The 21,269-nt window shown below is 71.6% G+C and carries 13 protein-coding genes; 4 read left to right on the forward strand and 9 right to left on the reverse strand.

The features are described from left to right. Window positions 1-27: 27 nt before the first annotated feature. Window positions 28-1,752, forward strand: coding sequence for a cellulose binding domain-containing protein (locus ML5_RS26815; protein ID WP_013476921.1), 1,725 nt, complete (start codon window positions 28-30; stop codon window positions 1,750-1,752). Between the two features lie 59 nt (window positions 1,753-1,811). On the opposite strand, the gene ML5_RS26820 is transcribed toward ML5_RS26815, so the two are convergent. After that, a complete protein-coding gene (locus ML5_RS26820) occupies window positions 1,812-3,377 on the reverse strand; it encodes a polysaccharide lyase family 1 protein (protein WP_013476922.1) in 1,566 nt (521 codons plus the stop codon). A gap of 573 nt (window positions 3,378-3,950) precedes the next feature. Here ML5_RS26820 and ML5_RS33140 point away from each other — a divergent pair. Together ML5_RS33140 and ML5_RS32995 are read left to right on the forward strand one after the other, a co-directional pair. After that, window positions 3,951-4,076, forward strand: a complete 126-nt coding sequence (locus ML5_RS33140) for a hypothetical protein (RefSeq protein ID WP_255348688.1) — start codon at window positions 3,951-3,953, stop codon at window positions 4,074-4,076. A 66-nt stretch (window positions 4,077-4,142) separates the two neighbouring features. Further along, window positions 4,143-4,922, forward strand: a complete 780-nt coding sequence (locus tag ML5_RS32995; RefSeq protein WP_236619300.1) for a hypothetical protein — start codon at window positions 4,143-4,145, stop codon at window positions 4,920-4,922. Here ML5_RS32995 and ML5_RS26830 read toward each other — a convergent pair. After that, on the reverse strand, window positions 4,860-5,855 hold the full coding sequence (locus ML5_RS26830) for a DMT family transporter (protein ID WP_013476923.1): 996 nt from the start codon (window positions 5,853-5,855) through the stop codon (window positions 4,860-4,862). The genes ML5_RS32995 and ML5_RS26830 overlap by 63 nt on opposite strands. 40 nt (window positions 5,856-5,895) lie before the next feature. Here ML5_RS26830 and ML5_RS26835 point away from each other — a divergent pair, with 40 nt between their 5' ends. Beyond that, window positions 5,896-7,287: a PLP-dependent aminotransferase family protein gene (locus tag ML5_RS26835; protein WP_013476924.1), complete on the forward strand. Its 1,392-nt coding sequence runs from the start codon at window positions 5,896-5,898 to the stop codon at window positions 7,285-7,287. A 169-nt stretch (window positions 7,288-7,456) separates the two neighbouring features. Here the strand turns inward: ML5_RS26835 and ML5_RS26840 are convergent, their stop codons facing one another. The 7 genes from ML5_RS26840 to ML5_RS26870 all read right to left on the reverse strand — a co-directional run bounded on the left by ML5_RS26840 (window position 7,457) and on the right by ML5_RS26870 (window position 21,235). Next, window positions 7,457-11,743 carry a discoidin domain-containing protein gene (locus ML5_RS26840; RefSeq protein ID WP_013476925.1) on the reverse strand — a complete coding sequence of 1,429 codons (4,287 nt, stop codon included), beginning with the start codon at window positions 11,741-11,743 and terminating at the stop codon, window positions 7,457-7,459. A 99-nt stretch (window positions 11,744-11,842) separates the two neighbouring features. Further along, window positions 11,843-14,725, reverse strand: coding sequence for a discoidin domain-containing protein (locus ML5_RS26845; protein ID WP_013476926.1), 2,883 nt, complete (start codon window positions 14,723-14,725; stop codon window positions 11,843-11,845). A 148-nt stretch (window positions 14,726-14,873) separates the two neighbouring features. Then, entirely contained in the window at window positions 14,874-16,499 is a 1,626-nt protein-coding gene (locus ML5_RS26850) for a glycoside hydrolase family 13 protein (protein ID WP_013476927.1), read from the reverse strand. 77 nt (window positions 16,500-16,576) lie between these two features. After that, on the reverse strand, window positions 16,577-17,464 hold the full coding sequence (locus tag ML5_RS26855) for a carbohydrate ABC transporter permease (RefSeq protein ID WP_013476928.1): 888 nt from the start codon (window positions 17,462-17,464) through the stop codon (window positions 16,577-16,579). 3 nt (window positions 17,465-17,467) lie between these two features. Then, complete coding sequence (locus ML5_RS26860; RefSeq protein WP_013286149.1) at window positions 17,468-18,427, reverse strand: carbohydrate ABC transporter permease; 960 nt, start codon at window positions 18,425-18,427, stop codon at window positions 17,468-17,470. A 60-nt stretch (window positions 18,428-18,487) separates the two neighbouring features. Further along, window positions 18,488-19,864 (reverse strand): ABC transporter substrate-binding protein, encoded by a 1,377-nt coding sequence (locus ML5_RS26865; RefSeq protein WP_013286148.1) that lies wholly within the window; start codon window positions 19,862-19,864, stop codon window positions 18,488-18,490. 369 nt (window positions 19,865-20,233) lie between these two features. Then, the gene (locus ML5_RS26870) at window positions 20,234-21,235 is read right to left on the reverse strand and encodes a LacI family DNA-binding transcriptional regulator (RefSeq protein WP_013286147.1); all 1,002 of its coding nucleotides are present in this window, start codon (window positions 21,233-21,235) and stop codon (window positions 20,234-20,236) included. Window positions 21,236-21,269 lie beyond the last annotated feature (34 nt).

A 21,269-nucleotide genomic window follows, 5' to 3' on the forward strand; every position in this document is an offset into this window, starting at 1 on the left:
CCGGCCGATCGAGAAGAGAGAGGTCCGATGAGAAGGCACAAGACGACCCGTACCGCGGTGTTCTCGGCCGGGGCCGTCCTGCTGGCGTCGACCGCGGTGGCCGCGGCGCTGCCGGCCGGGGCGGCAGCCGCCGGCTGCGCGGTCACCTACGCCGTGTCGTCGCAGTGGCAGGGCGGCTTCGGCGCGAACGTCACGGTCACCAACCTCGGTGACCCGGTCAACGGCTGGACGCTCACCTGGTCCTACGCCGCCGGCCAGACAGTCACCCAGGCGTGGAACGCCACAGTGACCCAGAGCGGAGCGGCGGTCAGCGCCCGCAACGTCGACTACAACGGGTCCATCCCCACCAACGGCAACACGTCGTTCGGCTTCAACGGGGCCTGGACCAGCAGCAACCCCGCTCCGACCAGCTTCGCGCTCAACGGGGTGACCTGCACCGGTGGCACGACGACGCCGACCACGTCACCGTCCACCTCCCCGACGAGTTCGCCGACCACCTCGCCCAGCAGCCCGCCGCCCACCGGGGCGGCGGACATCACCGTCAACACCGCCAGCCGCTACCAGACCATCGACGGGTTCGGCGCCGCGGTGTCGATCTGGGGCGGCGCCTGGTCGACGGCCGAGACGCAGACACTCGTCGGGCTCGGCCCCAACCAGCTCGGCCTGTCCATCGTGCGTACCGGCGTCTCGCCGGTGTCCGGCGAGTGGGGAACCCAGGTCAGCGCGCTGCGGACGGCGAAGTCGTACGGGTCGAACGTGAAGATCATGGCGTCGCCGTGGACCGCCCCGGCGGCCTGGAAGACGAACAACAGCCGGATCAACGGCGGCAAGCTGCGCACCGACTACTACGACGACTACGCCAACCACCTCAACAGCTACGTCCAGTACATGCGCAACCAGGGCGTGACGATCGACGTCACGTCCGTGCAGAACGAGCCGGACTGGCACCCGGACTACGACTCGATGGACTGGAGCGGCACCGAGCTGCAGACCTTCGTGCGGGAGCAGGGCGCCAAGGTGCAGAACACCAAGCTGATGGTCGCCGAGGCGGTGAACCTGAACTACGGGTACACCGACCCGACGCTCAACGACGCGGCGGCCCGCAACAACATCGGCTACATCGGCGGGCACCTGTACGGCACCGAGGCGTCCGGCCGGCTGAAGCCGTACACGCTGGCGCAGCAGTACAACAAGCCGGTGTGGATGACCGAGTGGAACCTGCACGAGGCCGACGGCGGCGGCTCCAACATCTGGGGCAACCCGGCCAACGCCGCGGCCTGGAACGAGACGCTCGACGACATCATGCGCACCGTGCACAAGTCGATGGAGTCGAACTGGAGCGCGTACGTCTGGTGGTACGGCAAGCGCTACTACTCGTTCATCGGTGACGGCGAGTCCGCGTACGGCACCGTGGCGGGGGCGCCGCTCAAGCGCGGGTACGCGTTCTCGCAGTACGCGAAGTACGTACGGCCCGGCTACCAGCGGGTCGCCCTGACCAAGAGCTCCAAGGCGTCGCCGCTGGAGGTGACCGCCTACTCCGGCGACGGGAAGGTCACGCTGGTCATCCTCAACCGGTCCACGAGCGCGGTGAACAACGCGATCATCCAGGCGCCGCAGAACGTGAGCCGGGCGGAGTACGTGGCCACGTCGCAGAACGCCAGCGCGGCGAGCCAGCCGGTGGGCGTGAACGGCAACCAGGTGACGGTGAACGTCGGCGCGCGGAGCATCTCCACCGTCGTGCTCACCCTCTGACCGGTGACACGAACAAGGGCGGGGGCGGCCGGATCGGCCGCCCCCGCTCGTCGCGCCTGCTAACTGGCGTACGTCTCGAACTCGCCGACTCTCGGCGTACCGCCGGAGCTGTTGATCTTGAAGTTGATCTTCTTCAGCGAGGTCGCGCCGAAGGTGATCTGGCCGGCCCCGCTGCCGGAGGCGAGCACCGCGCCGGTGTCGTTGTTGACGAGCTGCCACGACCCGATCGAACCCGAGGTGCCGGACGGCTCGCGGATGACCACGCGGGACACGGTGGTGGCCGAGCCCCACTTGATCGAGACGGTGCCGGTCGACCCGGACGGCGACCAGTACGTGCTCAGGTTGCCGTCGCGCACGTTGCCGTAGCTGGTGCCGCCGGCCTTGCTGGACCCGTCCGCCCCGGCGCCGGAGACCAGGCTCAGGTTGGTCCCGCCGGACGGCGGCGGGGTGGTCGTCCCGGGCGGCGGCGTGGTGGGGGCGGGCGTGGTCGGCCCCGGCGTGGTGGGGGGCGGGGACTGCGGCGTGCAGTTGCCGTCGGACACGCGCAGGCCGGTGTTCGCGCCCGCCGTCTGCCGCACGATGTCCGGCACGCAGCTCGCCGCGTCGAGCCGGTACGAGTACGGGACGCTCACTGTGGTCGTGGACGTCACGTTCGGACCCGCCGGGTAGTTGTCGCTCCCGGGCGAGGACCAGGTCACGTTGTCGAAGATGTTGCCGCTGACCTGCCAGGTGCCGCGCTCGCTGGTGTAGAACGTGCCGAGCACGTCCTTGGAGTTGCGGAAGTAGTTGTTGTCCACCTTGGCCCGCGCCCCGGCCCGGGAGTTGATGCCCGACTCGTGCAGCCCGGTGTAGTGGTTGTTGAACATGTGGGCGATGCCGCCGCGCAGCAGCGGCGTACGGGAGTCGATGTTCTCGTACAGGTTGTGCTCGAACGTGATGTAGCCGTTGCCGCGGTCGCTCTCGCTGGAGCCGATGAGGCCGCCGCGGCCGGAGTTGCGCAGGATGCTGTACGACAGCGTCACGTACTGGGTGTCGTCCTTCATGTCGAACAGGCCGTCGTAGCCTTCCGACTCCCCGCCGGACGCCTCGAGCGTGACGTGGTCGACCCACACGTTACGGACGCTGCTCTCCATGCCGATCGCGTCGCCGCCGTTGGAGGTGGGCGAGCCCGACTTCTTGACGTTCCGCACCGTCACGTTCCGGATGATGATGTTGCGGGAGTCGCGGATGTGGATGCCGAGCTGGTCGAAGACGGCGCCGCTGCCCACGCCGATGATGGTGACGTTGCTGATCTGCTTCAGCTCGATCACACCGTCCGCGGTGTTGCAGCTCGACCCGGAGACCTTGCTGGTGTTGCCGTGGTTGATGGTCCCGGTCACCTCGATGATGATCGGGGTGCTGCTGCTGGCCCGACCGCAGAGCGCGGCGTGGATGGCGGTGCCGGTGGTGGCGCGTACGGTCTGCCCGCCCGCGCCGCCGGTGGTGCCGCCGTTCTGGGTGGCGTAGCCGGTGGCGCTGCCGGCCGCCGCCGACGCCTGCGGGGACGGCAGCACCACGGCGACGGCGATACCCACGACCGCCGTGGCCAGTGCCGCGTGGAGTCGCAGCGCGACTGGTCTTCTCATGTCGCCTCATTCCTTTTTCGAGCATGCGGGAATTGCCGCCGAGCGAACGGCAGTCACCGAATGGGAATAATGAGGAGCCGCGACGCGATCAGGCGCGCCGCCAGCGAATGTCGTTCATCTGCGATGCCCGGCCCGCAAATGAAACATCGATGTAACGCAATCGTATGAAAGCGCTTTCCAGGAAGGCAAGGCCTGGCGTTTGCAGGTTTTTTGCACTACTCCGGGCGGCCGGAGGCCGCGGACGCCTTCTTGACGGGACGCGCGATCGATGGTTGCCTGCACCTCACCTGAAGATCGACGTTCGCCTACTTCCCGCCCCCACGAGGAGCGCCATGCCCCATCCCCGCACGACCCCGCCGGCCGCTGTCGCCAGGCGCGCTCGCCGCCGTCCTGGCCGTCTCCCCGGCGCCCGCCGCACCCCCGGCTGAACCGACGGCCACCGGCAACGCGTGGAGCGCCGACATCACAGTCGTCGACGCCGACGACGTCGGCGTCCGCTGGACCGGCGCCGGACTGCGCCTCGCCGACACGGCGGGCCGACCGGCCGCCCAGCGCCGGCAGACGGCCGGGGGCATGCTCGTCACCGCGCCCCACCCGCTCGCCGCGCCGGCCAACCGGGTCCGGGCCGACATCGACGCGACCCCCGGCACCGGCGGCGCCGTCGAGGTGGCGGCGCGCGGCTGGCGATCGGGCGCGTAGACCGAGTGGCGGTCCGTCTCCGCCGAGGCCGTCTTCGACCAGCCGGTCACGCGGGTCCAGGTCCGGGTGGCCCTCACCGCCGAACGGCCGTCCGCCGCGCCCACAGTGCGCGCGGTCCGGCTCGTCGCCGACTCGGTCGCCGCCGTCACGGCCGCGACCCCGGGCCTCACCTACCGGGTGTACGCCACGCGGGAGGGACTGGTCGGCGGCACCACCGCCAACGGGCACGTGATCGTCTCGCGGGACCACTTCGTCGCGCTGCCGTCGGCCCGCGGCCTCGCGCCGAAGAACACCGGCGACTACACCGTGCGGGTCTGCACCACCACCCGCAGCCGCTGCGAGTACGCGCCGGTCTGGGACATCGGACCGTGGAACACCAGGGACGACTACTGGAACCCGGGCGGTGTCCGGGAGATGTGGAAGGACCTGCCGCAGGGCCGGCCCGAGGCGCAGGCCGCGTACCAGAGCGGCTACAACGGCGGCCGGGACCAGTTCGGGCGCGTGGTGGGCAGCCCGGCCGGCATCGACCTCGCCGACGGCACGTTCTGGGACGGTCTGCTGCTCACCGACAACGCCTGGGTCGACGTCGCCTACCTCTGGACCGGCACCGGCGCCCGGGGCCGGATCGGCAGCGGCCCGCTCAACATCCGGTCCGGCCCCGGCACGAGCAATCCCGTCGTCGGCCTGGCCGCCACCTACGCCAACGTGCCGATCGAGTGCTCGGTCACCGGCCAGTCGGTGAGCGGCCCGTACCGGACCACCAGCCAGTGGAACCGCCTCGCGTCAGGACACTTCGTCAGCCACGCGTACGTCTCCGGCGTGACCGGCACGATCGCGGCCTGCTGAGGCCGGCTCGCCCGGGGTGGGCCGTCCCGCTGAGGCCGGCTCGCCCGGGGTGGGCGCCGGTGTGGCGCCGCCCCGGGTGCGCTGGATGAGCACGACGCAGGCGAGCACCGCGCCCGCCACCACCAGCGCGCCGGGCGTGACCGCCTCACCGAGCAGCACCGCGGACCAGATCAGCGTGAGCACCGGCTGGACGAGCTGGATCTGGCCCACCTTGGCGATGCCGCCCCGGGCCAGCCCGGCGTACCAGGCGAAGAAGCCGAGGAACATCGACACCGCCGTGAGATAGCCGAACCCGGTCCAGGCGGCGACGCCGCCCTGCGGGCGATGGAGAAGCGCGGCCACCACCGTGACCGGCACCGTGACCGGGAGCGACAGCAGCAACGCCCAGCAGATCGTCCGGGCGCCGCCGAGGTCGCGGGCCAGCCGGCCGCCCTCGGCGTACCCAAGGCCGCAGAGCACCACGGCGGCGAGCAGGAACAGGTCGGCGAGCGACAGCGTCCCCCGCATCGAGCCGCTCGCGGCCAGGAACGCGAGCACCAGCGCCAGGCCCGCGGCACCGGCGATCCAGAACAGCGGCGGCGGCCGCTCGCCCGCACGCAGCACCGCGAACACCGCGGTCATGGCGGGCAGCACCGTGACGACCACGGCACCGTGCGCTGACGTCTGCGTGGTGAGCGCCAGCGAGGTGAACAGCGGGAAGCCGACCACGACGCCGAGCGCGACGATCGACAGCCGTCGCCACTGGTCCCGGGTGGGGCGCGGCGCGCCGGTCAGCCGCAGGTAGGCCCACGCGAGCAGCGCCGCGCCCACGGCCCGTCCGAACGCGACGAACCAGGGGTCCAGTGTGTGCACCGCGACGCGGGTGGCCGGCAGCGACATGCTGAAGGCCAGTACGCCCAGCGCGCCGAGGGCGATGCCGGCGCCCGGTCTCACCGTTACCGTGGTCGGGGCAGTAGCGCTACTCTGTGCCGTCATGAACGATGGTAGCGCTATCGACCGTGTGGTCCGGCATCTGGGTGCGCTGGCAGCCGACGCCGCGCCCGGCACGCGGCTGCCGTCGGTGCGGGAGCTGACCGCGCACCATCACGTCTCCCCCGTGACGGTCGCCGAGGCGACCCGGCGGCTCGTCGCGGACGGGCTGGTGGAGACCCGGCCGGGCCGTGGCGCGTACGTGGCGGCCCGGCGCGCCGCCCCACCGCGGGCGGACCTGTCGTGGCAGACAGTCGCGCTCGGCCCGCGGCGGGGCGGCGAGGAGGAGATGCAGGCGCTGCTGGCGTTACCGCCCTCGGGCGCGATCCCGCTGACCGGAGGCTATCTGGACCCTGATCTGCAGCCGGCCGCCGCGCTCGGTGCGGCGCTCGCCCGCGCGGCCCGGCAGCCGGCTGCGTGGCAGCGTGGTCCGGTCGAGGGACGCGCCGACCTGCGCGCCTGGTTCGCCCGCGAAGCGGGCGGCGGCCTGCGCGCCGAGGACATGGTGATCTGCCCGGGCGGGCAGGCAGCGCTCTCCTCCACGCTGCGGGCGCTCACCATCCCCGGCGACACGATCCTGGTCGAGTCCCCCACCTACCTGGGCGCGCTCGCCGCCGCGCGCGCCGCCGGGCTGCGGGTGGTGCCCGTGCCCGCCGACGCCGACGGGGTACGGCCCGACCAGCTCGCCGCCGCGTTCGCCCGTACCGGCGCCCGCCTGTTCTACTGCCAGCCCTTGTACGCCAACCCGCACGGCGCGACACTGGCCGCCGCCAGGCGCGGCGAGGTGGCCGAGGCGGTGCGCGAGGCCGGGGCGTTCCTGGTCGAGGACGACTACGCCCGCGACCTCACCGTCGACGGCGACGCCCCGCCTCCGCTGGCCGCGGACGACCCGGACGGGCACGTCGTCTACCTGCGCTCGCTGACCAAGTCCACAGCGCCCGGCCTGCGGATCGCCGCGATCGGCGCGCGCGAGCCGGCCGGGGCACGGCTGCGCGCCGCCCGCCTGCTCGACGACCTCTTCGTGGCCGGGCCGCTGCAACAGGCCGCGCTGGAGTTCCTCACCGCGCCGGCCTGGGACCGGCACCGCCGCAGCCTGCGCGTCCGGCTGCGGGCCCGCCGGGAGGCTCTGCTCGCCGCGCTGGACCGGCACCTGCCGTCGCTGACACCGCGCGACGTCCCGCGCGGTGGCCTGCACCTGTGGGTACGCCTGCCCGACAACACCGACGACGTAGCGGTGACCACCGCGGCCGCGGCAGCGGGGGTGACCGTCTTCCCCGGCCGCCCCTGGTACGCCGCCGAACCCCCCGCCCCCCACCTGCGCCTGACGTACGCCGCCGCCCCACCCGAGCAGATGGACGAGGCCATCCGCCGCCTCTCCACAGCCCTCCCCCACTGACCGCGGCAGCTGACGCCGCCGCTCGACCACGCCCCCGCGCGCCCCGCCCCGCCCCACGCCCGCGATCTTGCAGTTTGGTGCCCCTCATAGCAGGAGTAATCCGGCATCACGGGGGCCGAAAGTGCAAGATCGCGGGGCGGAAGGGGCGGGGCGGGGGCGGGGGCGGGGGTCAGTTGCGGGTGATGGTGAAGGTTGTTGTGGTGTTCTTGATGTCCTGGGCGTTGTCGGTCAGGCGGAGGTTGGTGAACGTCGCCGCGCCGACCGCGGGGCCCTGACCCGCCTCGGGCATCTCGTTGACCCAGATGCCGAAGCCGGACTTCGCGTCGAACGCGTCGCCGCTGCGCCGCGCCCCCGAGATCGACACGTTCGTCAGCACCGTGTCGGTGATCGGGTTCTCCGGCTGACTGCCGTTGTACTTGGTCTGGAACATGATCCCCGAGTACGTCGGATCGACGATGTCCACGTCGCTCACCCGGATGCCGCGGAACTCCTTCGACGCGGAGAACAACCACATCGCCGGGAACGTCTGCGCGCCCCAGAAGTGCCCGCCGGACCGGATCAGCGAGATGTTCTCGAACCGGGTGGGCGGGCTGGCGCCGAACCCGACGAACGGATAGCCGAAGTCCAGCGAGCTGATCGTGATGCCCGAGTACGTGAGCTGGTCGGCGATGTACAGGTTGCGGAACACGTTGTCGTAGCCGCCGTACACGGCCAGCCCCGCCGCACGCCAGGTGAGCGTGGCGGTCAGGTTCTCGAACACGTTGCCGTGGTTGCCGCCTGACGCGCCCTGGTCGGTGGCGGAGAACAGCGCGAACGCGTCGTCGCCGTTGGAGCGGCCCTCCGAGTTGGTGACCAGGTTGTTGGTGCTGCCGTTCGTCATGTTCACCGCGTCGGCGAAGGTGTTGCGGAACCGGCTGTCCCTGATGGTCAACCCGTCCACGCTCACCCCCCAGTACGCGCATACGGTGTGCTCGACCCAGACGCTGTCGAGCGTCAGGTCGTCCACGTCCTTCAGCTCGCCCCACACCTTGCCGGGCCCGTCGATCCGGTTCGTGTAGTTGCCGAAGAACGCCAGGTGGGCGAAGGTCGACCCGCTCGCCGAGGACTCGACCCGGAAACCGGCGTCGGTGTTCTGCTGGTTGCGCGGCGTCTGGAAGCGGGTGAACCACATGCCGGCGCCGACGACCTTGACCGCCTTGCCGTACACCTGGAACTTCTGCGCGGTCTCGTACGTGCCGGCGGGCAGGTAGACGCCGACCAGGGTGCCGGTGGTGTCCATCCGTACCGCGTCGAGCGCGTTCTGCACATCGGCGTGGCTGAACCCGGTCGGCACCTTGTAGCGGGCCGGGTCGGGGTTCGCGCGCGGCGACACCAGTTCGGTGTCGACGAAGTCGATCGCGTACGTGGTGGTGTTCGCCGGGTCCTTCTGGAGCCGGATCCGGCTGCCGGCCGGGACCGTGGTGTCGAGCAGCACGTTCGCCTCGTCGTACAGGTGCCGGGGCGCGCCGGCGCTCGGCGAGTCGCTCGGCCCGGCCTCGGCGCCGTAGAGCCAGATGTGCTTGGAGGTGAGGCTCATCGGCTTGTGCAGCACGCCGTTGACGTACACGTTGATGGTCGAGTCGATCCCGCCGCCGCCCGGTGCGTCCGGGATGGAGTAGCGGGCGACCAGGGCGTTGGCCGCCGAGCGGGTGGTCCACTCGACGTACGCGCCGGTGGTGTTGAGCGTGACCGCGCGGCGGCCGGACGCCTCCCCGGCGAGGTCGCCGATGGTGCGGTTCGGCCCGATCACCTGCGCGCCGCCGCCGGTCGTGCCGTCCTCGGCCTCGTACGCGTCGTACGGCAGGTTGGCCCCGCGTCCGACGAACAGCGACCGCTCGCTGGTGTTGTTCTGCCGCTTGACAGGCAGCTCGTTGGCGTCGTCGGCGACCACCACCCGCACCGTGTACCGGCCGTTGGCGGCGGTCCAGGTGCCGAGCGACACCGGTCCGGCGGTGGCACCGGCGGCGATCGTACCGCTGTACGAGCCGGTGAGCGTACGGACCACGGCGCCGGACTGGTCGCGCACCGTCAGCGTGATGCCGTGCGCACCGCTCGCCGACGCGATGGTGCCCTGGTTGCGCAGCGTCACCGCGAAGGAGACGCTCGCTCCGGCGCTCGGCGTGCCGGGTGACCAGGTGACAGCGGAGGCGACCAGGTCGGAGCTGGCGACCGGCCTCACAGTCAGCGGGGTCGGGCTGGTGTAGGAGTTGTTCGCCTCGTTCTGCTCGATCACCGTGTTCGACTCGTCGACAGTCGCGGTGAGCGGGTAGCTGCCGGCGTCGCGTACGCCGATGGCCGCCGAGACGGTGCTCGACGCGCCCGCGGCGAGCGCGCCGACGGCGGCGGTGCCGACCTTCGTCGTACCCAGGTAGAGGGTGACGGTGGTGGCGGCGGAGGCCGCGGTGCCGGCGTTGCGCACGGTGGCGGACAGCGTGATCGCGTCGGTCTCCACCGGCGCGGACGGTGACGCGGTGACGGCCGTGACTGTGAGGTCCGGGTTCGGTGCCGGAACGCCGATGACCTGGAGTTCGGCGACCTGCCCGTTGGAGGAGCCGGAGTTCGCGGTGAACTGGAGCCGGACGTCGGCGGCGGTCGCGGAGACCGGGACGGTCACCGTGTTGGCGCTGTTCGGGTTGAAGGAGTACGTCGCGGAGCCGGCCAGGCTGGTGAACCCGGACGCGGACTGCTCCCGGCCGAGCACCTGGAACGTCTGGGTGCGCGCGCCCCACGCCGGGTCCGGGTTCAGCTTCACGACGACCGCGCTGATGCTCGCGTTGGCACCGAGCGCGACGGTGAGCGTGCTCGGGTACGCGCCGGGCGCGCCCTCCCAGTACGTGGAGACGTCGTTGTCGACGGCGTTCGCGGCGGCGAACACGTGCACCATCGACGACGCGGTGGCGGGCTTGCCGACCGCCAGGTTGGTGCCGCCGGTGCCGCTGCCGGTGCGGGTGACGGTGTTGCTGTTCGCCGACACGTTCCCGGCGGCGTCGCGGGCCCGCACGTGGTACGAGACGGTGGCGCTGTCCGGCTGGCTGTCGGTCCAGGTGAGGGTGGACCCGCTGACTGTGGTACGCAGCGTGCCGTTGGCGTACACCTCGTAGCCGGTGACGCCCACGTTGTCCGTGGACGCGGTCCAGGTCAGCCGGATCTGCCCGCTCGCCGGCTGGGTGTAGGCCAGGTTGCCGGGCGCTGTGGGCGCGACCGTGTCACCGGTGTTGCCGGTACGGGTCACCGTGGTGCTGTTCGCCGACACGTTCCCGGCCGCGTCCCGCGCCCGCACGTAGTAGGAGACGGTGGTCCCGGCCGGCTGCGTGTCGGTGTACGTCAGCGTCGACCCGCCGACGCTGGTACGCAGCACGCCGTTGGCGTACACGTCGTAGCCGGTGACGCCGACGTTGTCGGTGGACGCGGTCCAGGTCAGCCGCACCTGGTCGGTCGCGGGCTCGGTGAACGCGAGGTTGCCCGGCGCGCTCGGCGCCTGGGTGTCGCCGCTGGCCGGGCCGTAGATCTCCAGCTCGGCGAGCTGCCCGGCGGGCCAGGCGCTGTTCGCGGTGAACAGCAGCCGCACGTACCGGGTGGACGCGGTGGGCACTGTTACAGTCACGGTGTTGCCGCCGCCCGGGTCGAACGCGTACGAGGCGGACCCGACGAGCGTGCCGAACGTGGAGCCGTTCGTGCTGCCCTGCACGGTGATCGTCTGGGTGCGCGCGCCCCAGCCGGACGGCAGCCGCAGCACCAGCCGGTTGACGCCGGTGGCGGCGCCCAGGTCGGCCTGGATCCACTGCGGGAACGCGTTGTTCGGGCTCTCCCAGTAGGTGGCCGCGTTGCCGTCGTTGGCGTTGCCCGCGCCGTACACGTCGGCGTGGCCGCTCTCGGTCATGGTCCGGCCGAGCGCCAGATTGGTCGAGGAGGTGGCCGTGCCGTACACCTCCAGCTCGGCGAGCTGCGCGGCGGCCCAGCCGGTGTTCGCGGTGATCACCACCCGCAGGTAGCGGGCGTTCGTGGCGGTGAAGCCGAGCGTAACGGTGTTGGCGGCGGCCGGGCTGAACGTGCGGGCGGCGGACGCGACGGCTGTGGTGAAGCCGCTGCCGTCGGCGCTTGCCTGCACGGACAGCGTCTGGGTGCGCGCCTCCCAGGCGGCCGGGAGCTTCAGCACGACCTGGTCGACGGCGCGGCTGGTGCCGAGGTCGACCTGCGCCCACTGGGGCAGCGCGCCGCTGCTCTCCCAGTAGCTGCCCTGGCTGCCGTCGGTCAGGTTCGCCGCGACGTAGGGGCCGTTGACGCTGCTGGCGGTGGCGGTGCGTCCGGCGGCGAGGTTCGGGCCGCCGGCGGCGAGTGCCGGTGGGGCGGGGGCCGCGGTGACGACCAGGCCGACCGCGGCGAGCACCGCGACGATTCCGGTACGGAGTCTGGACATGGTGGACGGACACCTTCTTCCCGGGGGAGGTGGAGAGGCGTTCGGGGGTGGGGGTGCGGTGGCGCGACGGGGACCAGCGGTGGCCCCCGCCGCGCCGGGTCAGGAGGCGTACACCTCGAACTCGGACAGCTGGCCGGCCGGCCAGCCGGTGTTGCCGGCGAAGGTCAGCCGCACGAAGCGGCGGTCATCGGCGGGCAGCGCGATCGACACGCTGTTGCCGCCCGCCGGGTCGAACGTGTAGCCGGCCGCCGCCTTGAGGGTCGAGAACGACGAGCCGTCGGTGGAGCCGAGCACGGAGACGGTCTGGGTACGGGTCTGCCAGGCCGACGACGGGGGCAGCTTCAGCACCACCCGGGCGACCGGCCGGGCGCTGCCCAGGTCGACTGTCACCGACTGAGGGAAGGCGTTGTTGGCGCTCTCCCAGTAGGTGTTCGCGTTGCCGTCGACGGTGTTCGCGGCGCCGTACACGTCGGCGTGGCTGGTCTCCGCGACCGGCCGGCCCGCCGCAAGGTTCCCGGCCGGCGGCGCGGTGGTGGGCGGCGGCGTCGTGGCAGGCGGCGGTGTGGTGGTGCCGCCGCCGTACACCTCCAGTTCGGCGAGCTGGCCCGCCGGCCAGCCGGTGTTGCCGGTGACTGTGACCCGGACGAACCGCCGGTCGCCGGACGGCAGCGCGATCGGCACGCTGTTGGCGGCGGCCGGGTCGAACACGCGGCCCGCCGACGCGGCGAGCGTGGTGTACGAGGAGCCGTCGGTGGAGCCGAGCACCGACAGCGTCTGGGTGCGTCGTTCCCAGCCGGGCGGGAGCTTCAGCACGACCCGGTCGACGGTGCGCGACGCGCCGAGGTCGACGGTGAGCGACTGCGGGAACGCGTTGTTGGCGCTCTCCCAGTAGCTGGCCGGGTTGCCGTCGACGGCGTTGCCGGCGGCGTACGTCTGGGTGGTGCTGGTGGCGGTCGCCGGCCGGCCCAGGGCCAGGTTCCCGCCGGCCGGCGGCGGCGTGGTCGGCGGCGCGGTGGTCGGCGCTGCTGTCGTCGGCGCTGCCGTGGTCGGCGCCGGGCTGGTGGGCGGCGGGCTGGACGGGCCGTTGCCCCACTGCGGCTGCGGCCACGGCCCGCAGTACGGGGTGGGCGTATACCAGCCGGAGTTGCCGGTGCCCTGGGTGATCTGGAAGCCGCTGCCGACGCAGTTGTGGATCGGGTTGGACTGGGCGATGCCGGTGGCGCGGACGTTGGTGAACCGGACCTGGCTGGGCGCCTGTACCTGGAGCGCGTACGTGCCCGCGCCGTCGATGCGGACGTTGTCGAACGAGATGCCGCTGGTCTGGCCCTCGATCCAGTGCAGTGCCGCGTACGAGCTGTCCAGGATGTCGGTGTCGGTGACGTTGATCGCGGCGCCCTGGATCGGCTCGTTGAGCGCGGAGAACCAGATCGCGCCCACGCCGAACTGCCAGTTGTAGTCGGAGTTGCCGTTGCGGATCAGCGTGTTGCGGGCCACCGTGATGGTGCCGGACACGGCGGTCGGCCCGGTGACGCCCGGATAGCGGTTCGCCACGTGGATGCCGCCGCCGTTGGTGACCGAGTCGGCTGTGACGTTGTCGGCGATGGTGATGTCCCGCCCGCCGTACGTGACCAGATGGTTGGCCAGGATCGTCACGCCGATGGTGTTGCGGGTGAAGGAGTTGCCGACGTTGGGCACGCTCTGCGCCCACATGGCCAGCGCGTCGTCACCGGTGTTGCGGACGAACGTGTTGGTGACTGTGGAGTTGGTGACGCCCCAGTGGAAGTTCACCCCGTCGGCGGTCTGGTCGAGGATCCGGCTGTTGCGGATGGTGAAGTTGTCCATCGGCCCGTCCATCCAGGCGCCGACCTTGGTGTGCTGCAACCACAGGTTGTCCACCACGGAGTTCGTCATCGCGCCGCCGATGGCGTTGACCTGGTCCTCGTCGACGCGTTCCCGGATGTCGCCGATGACGGCGAAGTCCCGCAGCGTGACGTTGCGGCTGGGCCCGCCGGCCTCGTGCGGGCGGATCTCGCCGGAGTAGCCGCCGCCCGGCACGTACTTGCCGTAGATGCCGGCGGCGCGTTTGCGGTCGGTGGGGTGCCGGCCGCCGAGCACCGAGTACCAGGGGCCGGCACCACGCAGCGTCACGCCGTCGACCACCACGTGGTCCCAGAGCGTGAACGTGCCGGCCGGGATCCACACCGCCCGGCCCTGCGCCTTGCCGGCGTCCACGGCGGCCTGGAACTTCGCCGTCGAGTCGGTGGCGCCGGTGGGGTCGGCGCCGAAGTCGGTCACCACGTCCAGCACGCCGGACGGCTTGGTGATCTGCGCCCCGACCAGCTCGAAGTCGGCCAGGTCGATGATGAACGTGGGCGACTGGGCGGTCGAGGAGACCTGGAGGCGGATCTTCGTGCCGGCCGGGTACGTGGTGCCGAACATGGTCCGGGTCTCGTCGTAGAAGTGGTGCGGGTTGGTGTCGCCCGGGTTGTTGTTGAACGGGTAGCCGCCGTAGTACCAGCCGTACCGGGAGGTGACCGGCACCGACTTGACCAGCGTGCCGTTGGCGCGCAGGTCGATGGTGGCGTCGCGGCCGGTGCCGGCGGCGTTGTCCGGCAGGCTGTACCGGAACGTGACCGCGTTGGCCGGGGCGGTGAGCGTGAACTCGACGTACTCGCCGACGGCGTCGAGCGTGACCGCCTCCCGGCCGGACGCCTCGGACGGCAGCGTGCCGTAGCGCCGGTCGGGGCCGATCTTCGTGCCGGTGTGGGCGGCCTGTTCGGCCTCCTGCTCCCGGAACGGCACCGTGGCGCCGCGTCCGGTGATGTCGAACGGGGACAGTCCGGCGGCGCGCGCCGGGGTGGCGGTCGTGGTGAGCGCCACGACGACGAGTGTCGAGGCGGCGAGCGCGGCGGCGGCGAGGGCGGCCACGCCGGTGCTGCGGTGGCGGTGCGCGGTGCGGTGCTCGGTGCGGTGCTCGGCCATGCGGGGTGTGCTCCCTTTCGTCGGTGGCCAGATCCCCCGTGCGGCGTTGCCTCTCCTTCCTCCTCCCCAGGTGTGTCGCGTGGTGGCGGCCGGGACGGGCCGCCGGTGTCGCGGCGCCGGCGGCGGGACGGGACCGCCGGCGCCGCGGTCAGGCCGATCGGGTACGCAGCCAGACCGCGGTGTCCGGTGGCAGCCGGTCGTCGTCGAGTGGGCCGCTGGCCAGCAGCAGCCGGTCGTGCGCGGGCAGCGGCACCGCTGCGTCGCCGAGGTTGACCAGGCAGGTGAAGCCGGGTTCGCGGGCGAACGCGAGCACGCCGTCCGGTGCGGGCAGCCAGGTGAGCGTGCCGTCGCCGAGCGCGGGTTCGGCGCGGCGCAGCGTCAGCGCGGCCCGGTACAGCTCCAGCATCGAGTGCGGATCGCCGGTCTGGGCGCGGACCGTGCGGTCCTTCCAGTCGGCCGGTTGCGGCAGCCACGGCGCGGCAGTCGCGCCGTCGGGGCTGAACCCGAACGGCGGGGTGTCGCCCTGCCAGGGCAGCGGCACCCGGCAGCCGTCGCGGCCGGGGTCGACCCGCCCGGACCGCTCCCACATCGGGTCCTGCCGCAACTCGTACGGGATGTCCTCGACCTCCCAGAGCCCCAGCTCCTCGCCCTGGTAGACGTAGGCGGCGCCAGGTAGTGCGAGGGACAGCAGCGCGGCGGCGCGGGCGCGGCGGGTGCCCAGTTCCAGGTCGGTGGGGATGCCCTCGCGCTTGGCGGCGAAGCTGAACCGGGTGTCGGCGCGGCCGTACCGGGTGACGTGACGGGTGACGTCGTGGTTGGACAGCACCCAGGTGGCCGGCGCGCCGACCGGGGCGTGCGCGGCGAGCGTGCCGTCGATGCTCTCCCGCAGTGACGTGGCGTCCCAGGCGCAGCCGAGGAAGTCGAAGTTGAACGCGGTGTGCAGCTCGTCCGGGCGCAGGTAGTTCGCGAACCGCTGCCGGTCGGGCAACCACACTTCGCCGACCAGCGCGCGCCCGCCCGGGTACGAGTCGGCGATGCGCCGCCAGGCGCGGTACACGTCGTGCACGCCGTCCTGGTCGCGGAACGGGTGCGGTCGGTCCGGGTACACCTCGGGCAGCGTGCCGTCCTTGACCAGCAGCCCGGCCGAGTCGATGCGGATGCCGTCCACGCCCCTGTCGAACCAGAAGCGCAGGATGTCCTCGAACTCGGCGCGGACCCGGGGGTGGTCCCAGTTGAGGTCGGGTTGCTGCGGGGCGAACAGGTGCAGGTACCAGTCGCCGGGGGTGCCGTCCGGGTCGGTGGTGCGGGTCCAGGTGGGGCCGCCGAACTCGCCGGTCCAGGCGGTGGGCGGCAGGTCGCCACCCGGTCCCCGGCCGGCGCGGAACCAGAACAGGTCCCGCTCGGGCGCGCCCGGCCCGCCGGCGAGCGCGGCCCGGAACCAGGGGTGCGCGTCGGAGCAGTGGTTGGGCACCACGTCGACGATGCTGCGGATGCCGAGCGCGTGCGCCTCCGCGATCAGCGCCTCCACCTCGGCGAGGGTGCCGAAGACCGGGTCGATGTCGCGGTAGTCGGACACGTCGTAGCCGGCGTCGGCCATCGGCGACGGGTACCAGGGGCTGAACCAGATGGCGTCGACGCCGAGCGCGGCGAGGTGATCCAGGCGGGACCGGATGCCGGCGACGTCGCCGATCCCGTCGCCGTCGCCATCGGCGAAGCTGCGCGGATAGACCTGGTAGATCACCGCGGAGCGCCACCACGGGCTGTTGTCGGCCATGGACACGGGCACCTGCTTTCTGCGGGTCGGTTCTGCTGCGGCGGGCTCGCGGCCCGGGTGCGGGCGGTGGCGCGGGGTCAGCCCTTGAGGCCGCCGGTGGTCAGGCCGGACATGATGTTGCGCTGGAAGATCAGGAACAGCACGACTGTGGGGATCGCGGCGATCACCGACGCGGCGATGACCACGTTCATCGGGGTGCCGCCGGCGAAGGCGTAGATGCCGACGCTGACGGTCCGCGTCTCCGGCGACGGCATGACCAGCTTCGGCCAGAGGAAGTCCTTCCAGACCGCCGTCACCGCGAAGATCGCCACCACGCCGAGGATCGGGCGGGACATCGGCAGGACGATCGACCAGAGCGTGCGCAGCGGGGTGGCGCCGTCCATCACGGCGGCTGCCATCAGGTCCTCCGGGATCGAGTCGAAGAACCGTTTCAGCAGGAAGATGTTGAACGCGTTCGCCACCAGCGGCAGCCAGATCACGAACGGCGAGTCGAGCAGGTTGATGTGCACGATCGGCAGGTCGATCACCGTGACGTACTGCGGGACGATCAGCACCATCGCCGGGATCATCAGCGTCGCCAGCATCATGCCGAGGATCAGCTTGCCCAGCACCGGGCGCAGCTTCGACAACGCGTACGCCGCCGCGGTGTCGAGGACGAGCTGGAACACCACCGCGCCGGTGGCGTAGTAGAACGTGTTGAACAGCAGCTTCGCGAGATCCAGGTTGTTCCAGGCGTCGACGTAGTTGCCCGGCTGCGGGTCGCGCGGGAACAGCGACGGCGGCGTCTGGGCGATCTCCTGGCCGGACTTCAGCGCGCCGGTGACCATCCAGTACAGCGGGCCGAGGAACACCAGCGTGAACCCGGCCACGACCACGGAGAGCACGAGCCAGTAGAGGACGCGGCCGCGACCGCGCCGCAGCTGGGCGTGGGAGACGAGGGTACGGGTGGTGGGGTCGGCGGCCATGTCCTAGTCCTGTCTCGCGGTCAGTCGCAGGTAGACGGCGGAGAACCCGGCCAGCACCACCAGCATGATCACGCCGAGCGCGGCGGCGCCGTTGAGGTCGTTCTGGAAGAACCCGTGCTGGTAGATCAGGTACGCCACGGAGGTCGCCGAGTCCTGCGTACCGGCGCCGTTGGCGAGGATCAGCGGCTCGATGAACAGCTGCATGGTGGCGACGATCTGGAGCATCGCCAGCAGCGCGAGGATCAGCCGGGTCTGCGGGACCGTCACGTGCAGGATTCGCCGCCACACCCCGGCGCCGTCGATCTCGGCGGCCTCGTACAGCTCGCCGGGGATGTTCTGCAGCGCGGCCAGGTAGATCAGCACGGCGCCGCCCATGTTCATCCAGGTCGACGCGATCACCATGGCCGGCATCGTCATCGTGGGCGACTGCATCCACTCCGACGTGGGCAGTCCCAGCGCGGTGAGGATCGCGTTGAACAGCCCCGCCTCGCTCGGGTCGTACGCGTAGAACTTGAACAGGAACAGCGCGGACGCCGGCGGCAGCATCACCGGCAGGTAGACGAGCACCCGCAGGTAGCCCTTGGCGTGGCGCAGCTCGTTGAGCAGGATCGCCACGAAGAACGGCACCAGGTAGCCGAGGACGAGCGCCAGGCCGGTGAAGACGAACGTGTTCTTCCAGGCGGTCCAGAAGCTCGGATCGGCGATGATCCGGCTGTAGTTGTCCCAGCCGACCCAGGTGGTCTCGCCCCGGCGGGTGCGCTGGAAGCTCATCACGACGCCGCGGACCATCGGGTACCAGGAGAAGACGGCGAAGCAGACGACAGCGCCGATGAGGAACGCGTGCCCGGTGAGGTTGTCCCGGACCTTGCGGCCGAGTCCGGCGCGGCGTCCGGCGGTACGCGACGGCGTCGGCGCGGCGGGGCCGGGACGGCGGGTGGCACCGGGGGCGGTGGTGAGCGCCAAGGCGACTCCTGCGGTGCTCGGGGAGGTGGGGCCGGTGCGCCGGCCCCACCTCCAGTCGGGTCAGCTCTGCGCGGCCAGAAGCTGGTTGACCTTGTCCTCGGCGGTCTTGAGCAGCGCGTCGATGTTCGCGTTCGGGTTGGTCAGCACCCCGGACATCGCGGCGTCGAGCACCGCGTAGACGGCCTGGGCGTTGCGCGGCTCCCCCTTGATCGGCACCGGGTTGGCCTCGAAGACCGCGAAGTTGGTGGTGTCCACGTTCGCGTTGGCCTTGCGCAGCTCCAGTTCCTGCTTCTGCGCGTCGCTGCCGTTCGTGAACAGCAGCGGCTGGGGCAGGCCGACCGGGTAGTTCTGCGGCTTGGCGCGCACGTAGTCGAACTGGCCCTTGCCAGGGGTCAGCTTCTGGTAGGCGAGCCACTTCAGACCGGCCTTGACCTGCTCCGGGCTCAGGCCCTTCTTGAAGAAGTAACCCTCGCCGCCGCCGAGCGTGGCCTTGGCCGGCCCGTCCTGGCCGGGCAGCGGACCCATCGCCCAGTCCTGGTACTTGCCCTGGAACTGGCTCACGATCGCCTGGGTCGCGTCCGGCGCGCCGATGAACATGCCGACCTTGCCGGCGCCGGCGTTGGTGAGCAGGTCACCCCACTGGAGCAGCTGCCGGCTGCCCATGCTGTTGTCGCCGTACCGCATGTCCTTGAGGTTCTGCAGGACCTGCTTGCCCATCGCGTTGTTGAAGTCGGCCTTCTTGCCGTCGGCGCTGAGCACCTGGCCGCCCTGGGAGTAGAGCAGCGAGGTGAAGTGCCAGCCGCCGGTGTTGCCGGCGCTGTACTCGGCGTACCCGGCGATGCCGTCGCCGAGCGCGGAGATCTTCTTGGCCGCGGCCCGCACCTCGGGCCAGGTCTTCGGCGGGTTGTTCACGTCGAGCCCGGCCCGCTGGAACAGCGCCTTGTTGTAGATCAGGCCCATCGAGTAGTTCTTCACCGGTACGGCGTAGAGCTTGCCGCCGTCGGTGAAGACCTCCTTCAGCGCCGGGTCGACGCTGTCCCAGGTGGGGATGGTGTCCTTGGTGGCGTACTGGCCGATGTCCATCGCCTGACCGGAGTCCAGCACCTGCTGGAGGTCGGTCATGTAGCCGTAGAACACGTCGGTGACGGTGCCGCCGGCGAGGCGGGCGGTGAAGTCCGGCGGGTTGTTGCACTGCTCGCCGACGCTGACGCTCTTGACGACGATGTCCGGGTTCTGCCGCTGGAACTCGGCGACGTCGTCGTTCCAGTTCTTCAGCAGTTCCTTCTGCGCGCCGACCGGCTGGCAGTCGACGGTGATGGTGACCTTGCCGCCGGCGTCGCTGCTGTCGTCGCTCTTGGTGGAGCACGCCGCAAGGCTGAGCCCGAGGCCGGCCGCGAGCGCCACGGCCGCGACCTTCCGATACTGCGGTACGGACATCTGTCCATCCCTTCGGGAACGGGTGTATCCATGGCCTTCACTGATGTGCGGTGACCGCGCGGCTGCCCTCAGGTGGTGGAACGGCAACCGGCGCGCGCCCTGCCTCCGGAAACCGCGCCCCGGGTCAGGTGTGAGTGGAGTCACTGTAGCGACGCGAACCGAACCCAGCAAGATGCGGACGCAAGAATGCAAGAACTCGACTGCGTCGTCAGTCGTCCGTCGATCTTGGAGTTGTGGCACCTCAGATAACGGAAGTAGGCCGCATTCCGGGCGCCATTACTCCAAGATCGACGGACGTGGCGAGGCGGGGCGCGGCGCGGCGGGGCAGGGCGAGGCGGGGCAGGGCGAGGCGGCGGAAGCCGCCGGGGGTCAGCGGCGAGGGGCGGGGGCGGTGGAGCCGCGTACCACCAGCTCGGGCTCGAACAGCAGCTCGTCGTGCAGCACGCCGGCGCCCTCGATCTGGGTCACGAGCAGGTCCACAGCGGCCTGGCCCATCGTCTCGATCGGCTGCCGCACAGTGGTCAGCGGCGGATCGGTGCAGGTCATGAACGCCGAGTCGTCGAAGCCGACCACCGAGACGTCGGCCGGCACCGCGCAGCCCAGGCGGCGGGCGGCCCGGATGGTGCCCAGCGCCAGCACGTCGCTGGCGCAGACGATCCCTGTCGCGCCGCGCTCGATCAGCTTCGTGGCCGCGACCCGCGCCCCCTCCATGGAGAAGCTGGACCGCTCCACCAGGGACCGGTCCTCGCCCCAGCCGGCGGCCCGGACCATGGCGTCGAGCTTGCGGCGCGAGGGCACGTGGTCGGCCGGGCCGAGCACCATGCCGATCCGCTCGTGGCCGAGGGAGCGCAGGTGCCCGTACGCCTGCTCGACGGCGACCGCGTCGTCCGTGGACACCCGCGGGAAGCCCAGCTCCTCGACGCCGGCGTTGACGAGCACCACGGGCAGGCCGCGGTCGGTCAGGCGCCGGTAGTGCTCGTGCGAGGCGTCGGCGAGGGCGTACGAGCCGCCGGCGAAGATGACGCCGCTGACCTGGTGGTCGAGCAGCATCTCCACGTATCCGGACTCCGGCACGCCGCCGATGGTGCGGGCGCAGAGCGCCGGGGTGAAGCCGCGCTGGGCGAGGGAGCCGGTGACCACCTCGGCCAGGGCCGGGAAGATCGGGTTCTGCAACTCCGGCAGCACCAGGCCGACCAGGCGGGCACGCTCGCCGCGCAGTTTCGTCGGGCGCTCGTATCCGAGCACGTCGAGGGCGGTCAGCACGGCGGTCCGGGTCGCCTCGGACACGCCACCGCGGCCGTTGAGCACCCGGCTCACGGTCGCCTCGCTGACGCCCGCCTTGCGGGCCACCTCGGTCAGGCGCTTCGTCACGGCGGCAATCGTACGTCGGATTCTTGCAAGAAAT

This window comes from Micromonospora sp. L5 (genome assembly GCF_000177655.2).
Taxonomy (GTDB): Bacteria; Actinomycetota; Actinomycetes; order Mycobacteriales; family Micromonosporaceae; genus Micromonospora; species Micromonospora aurantiaca.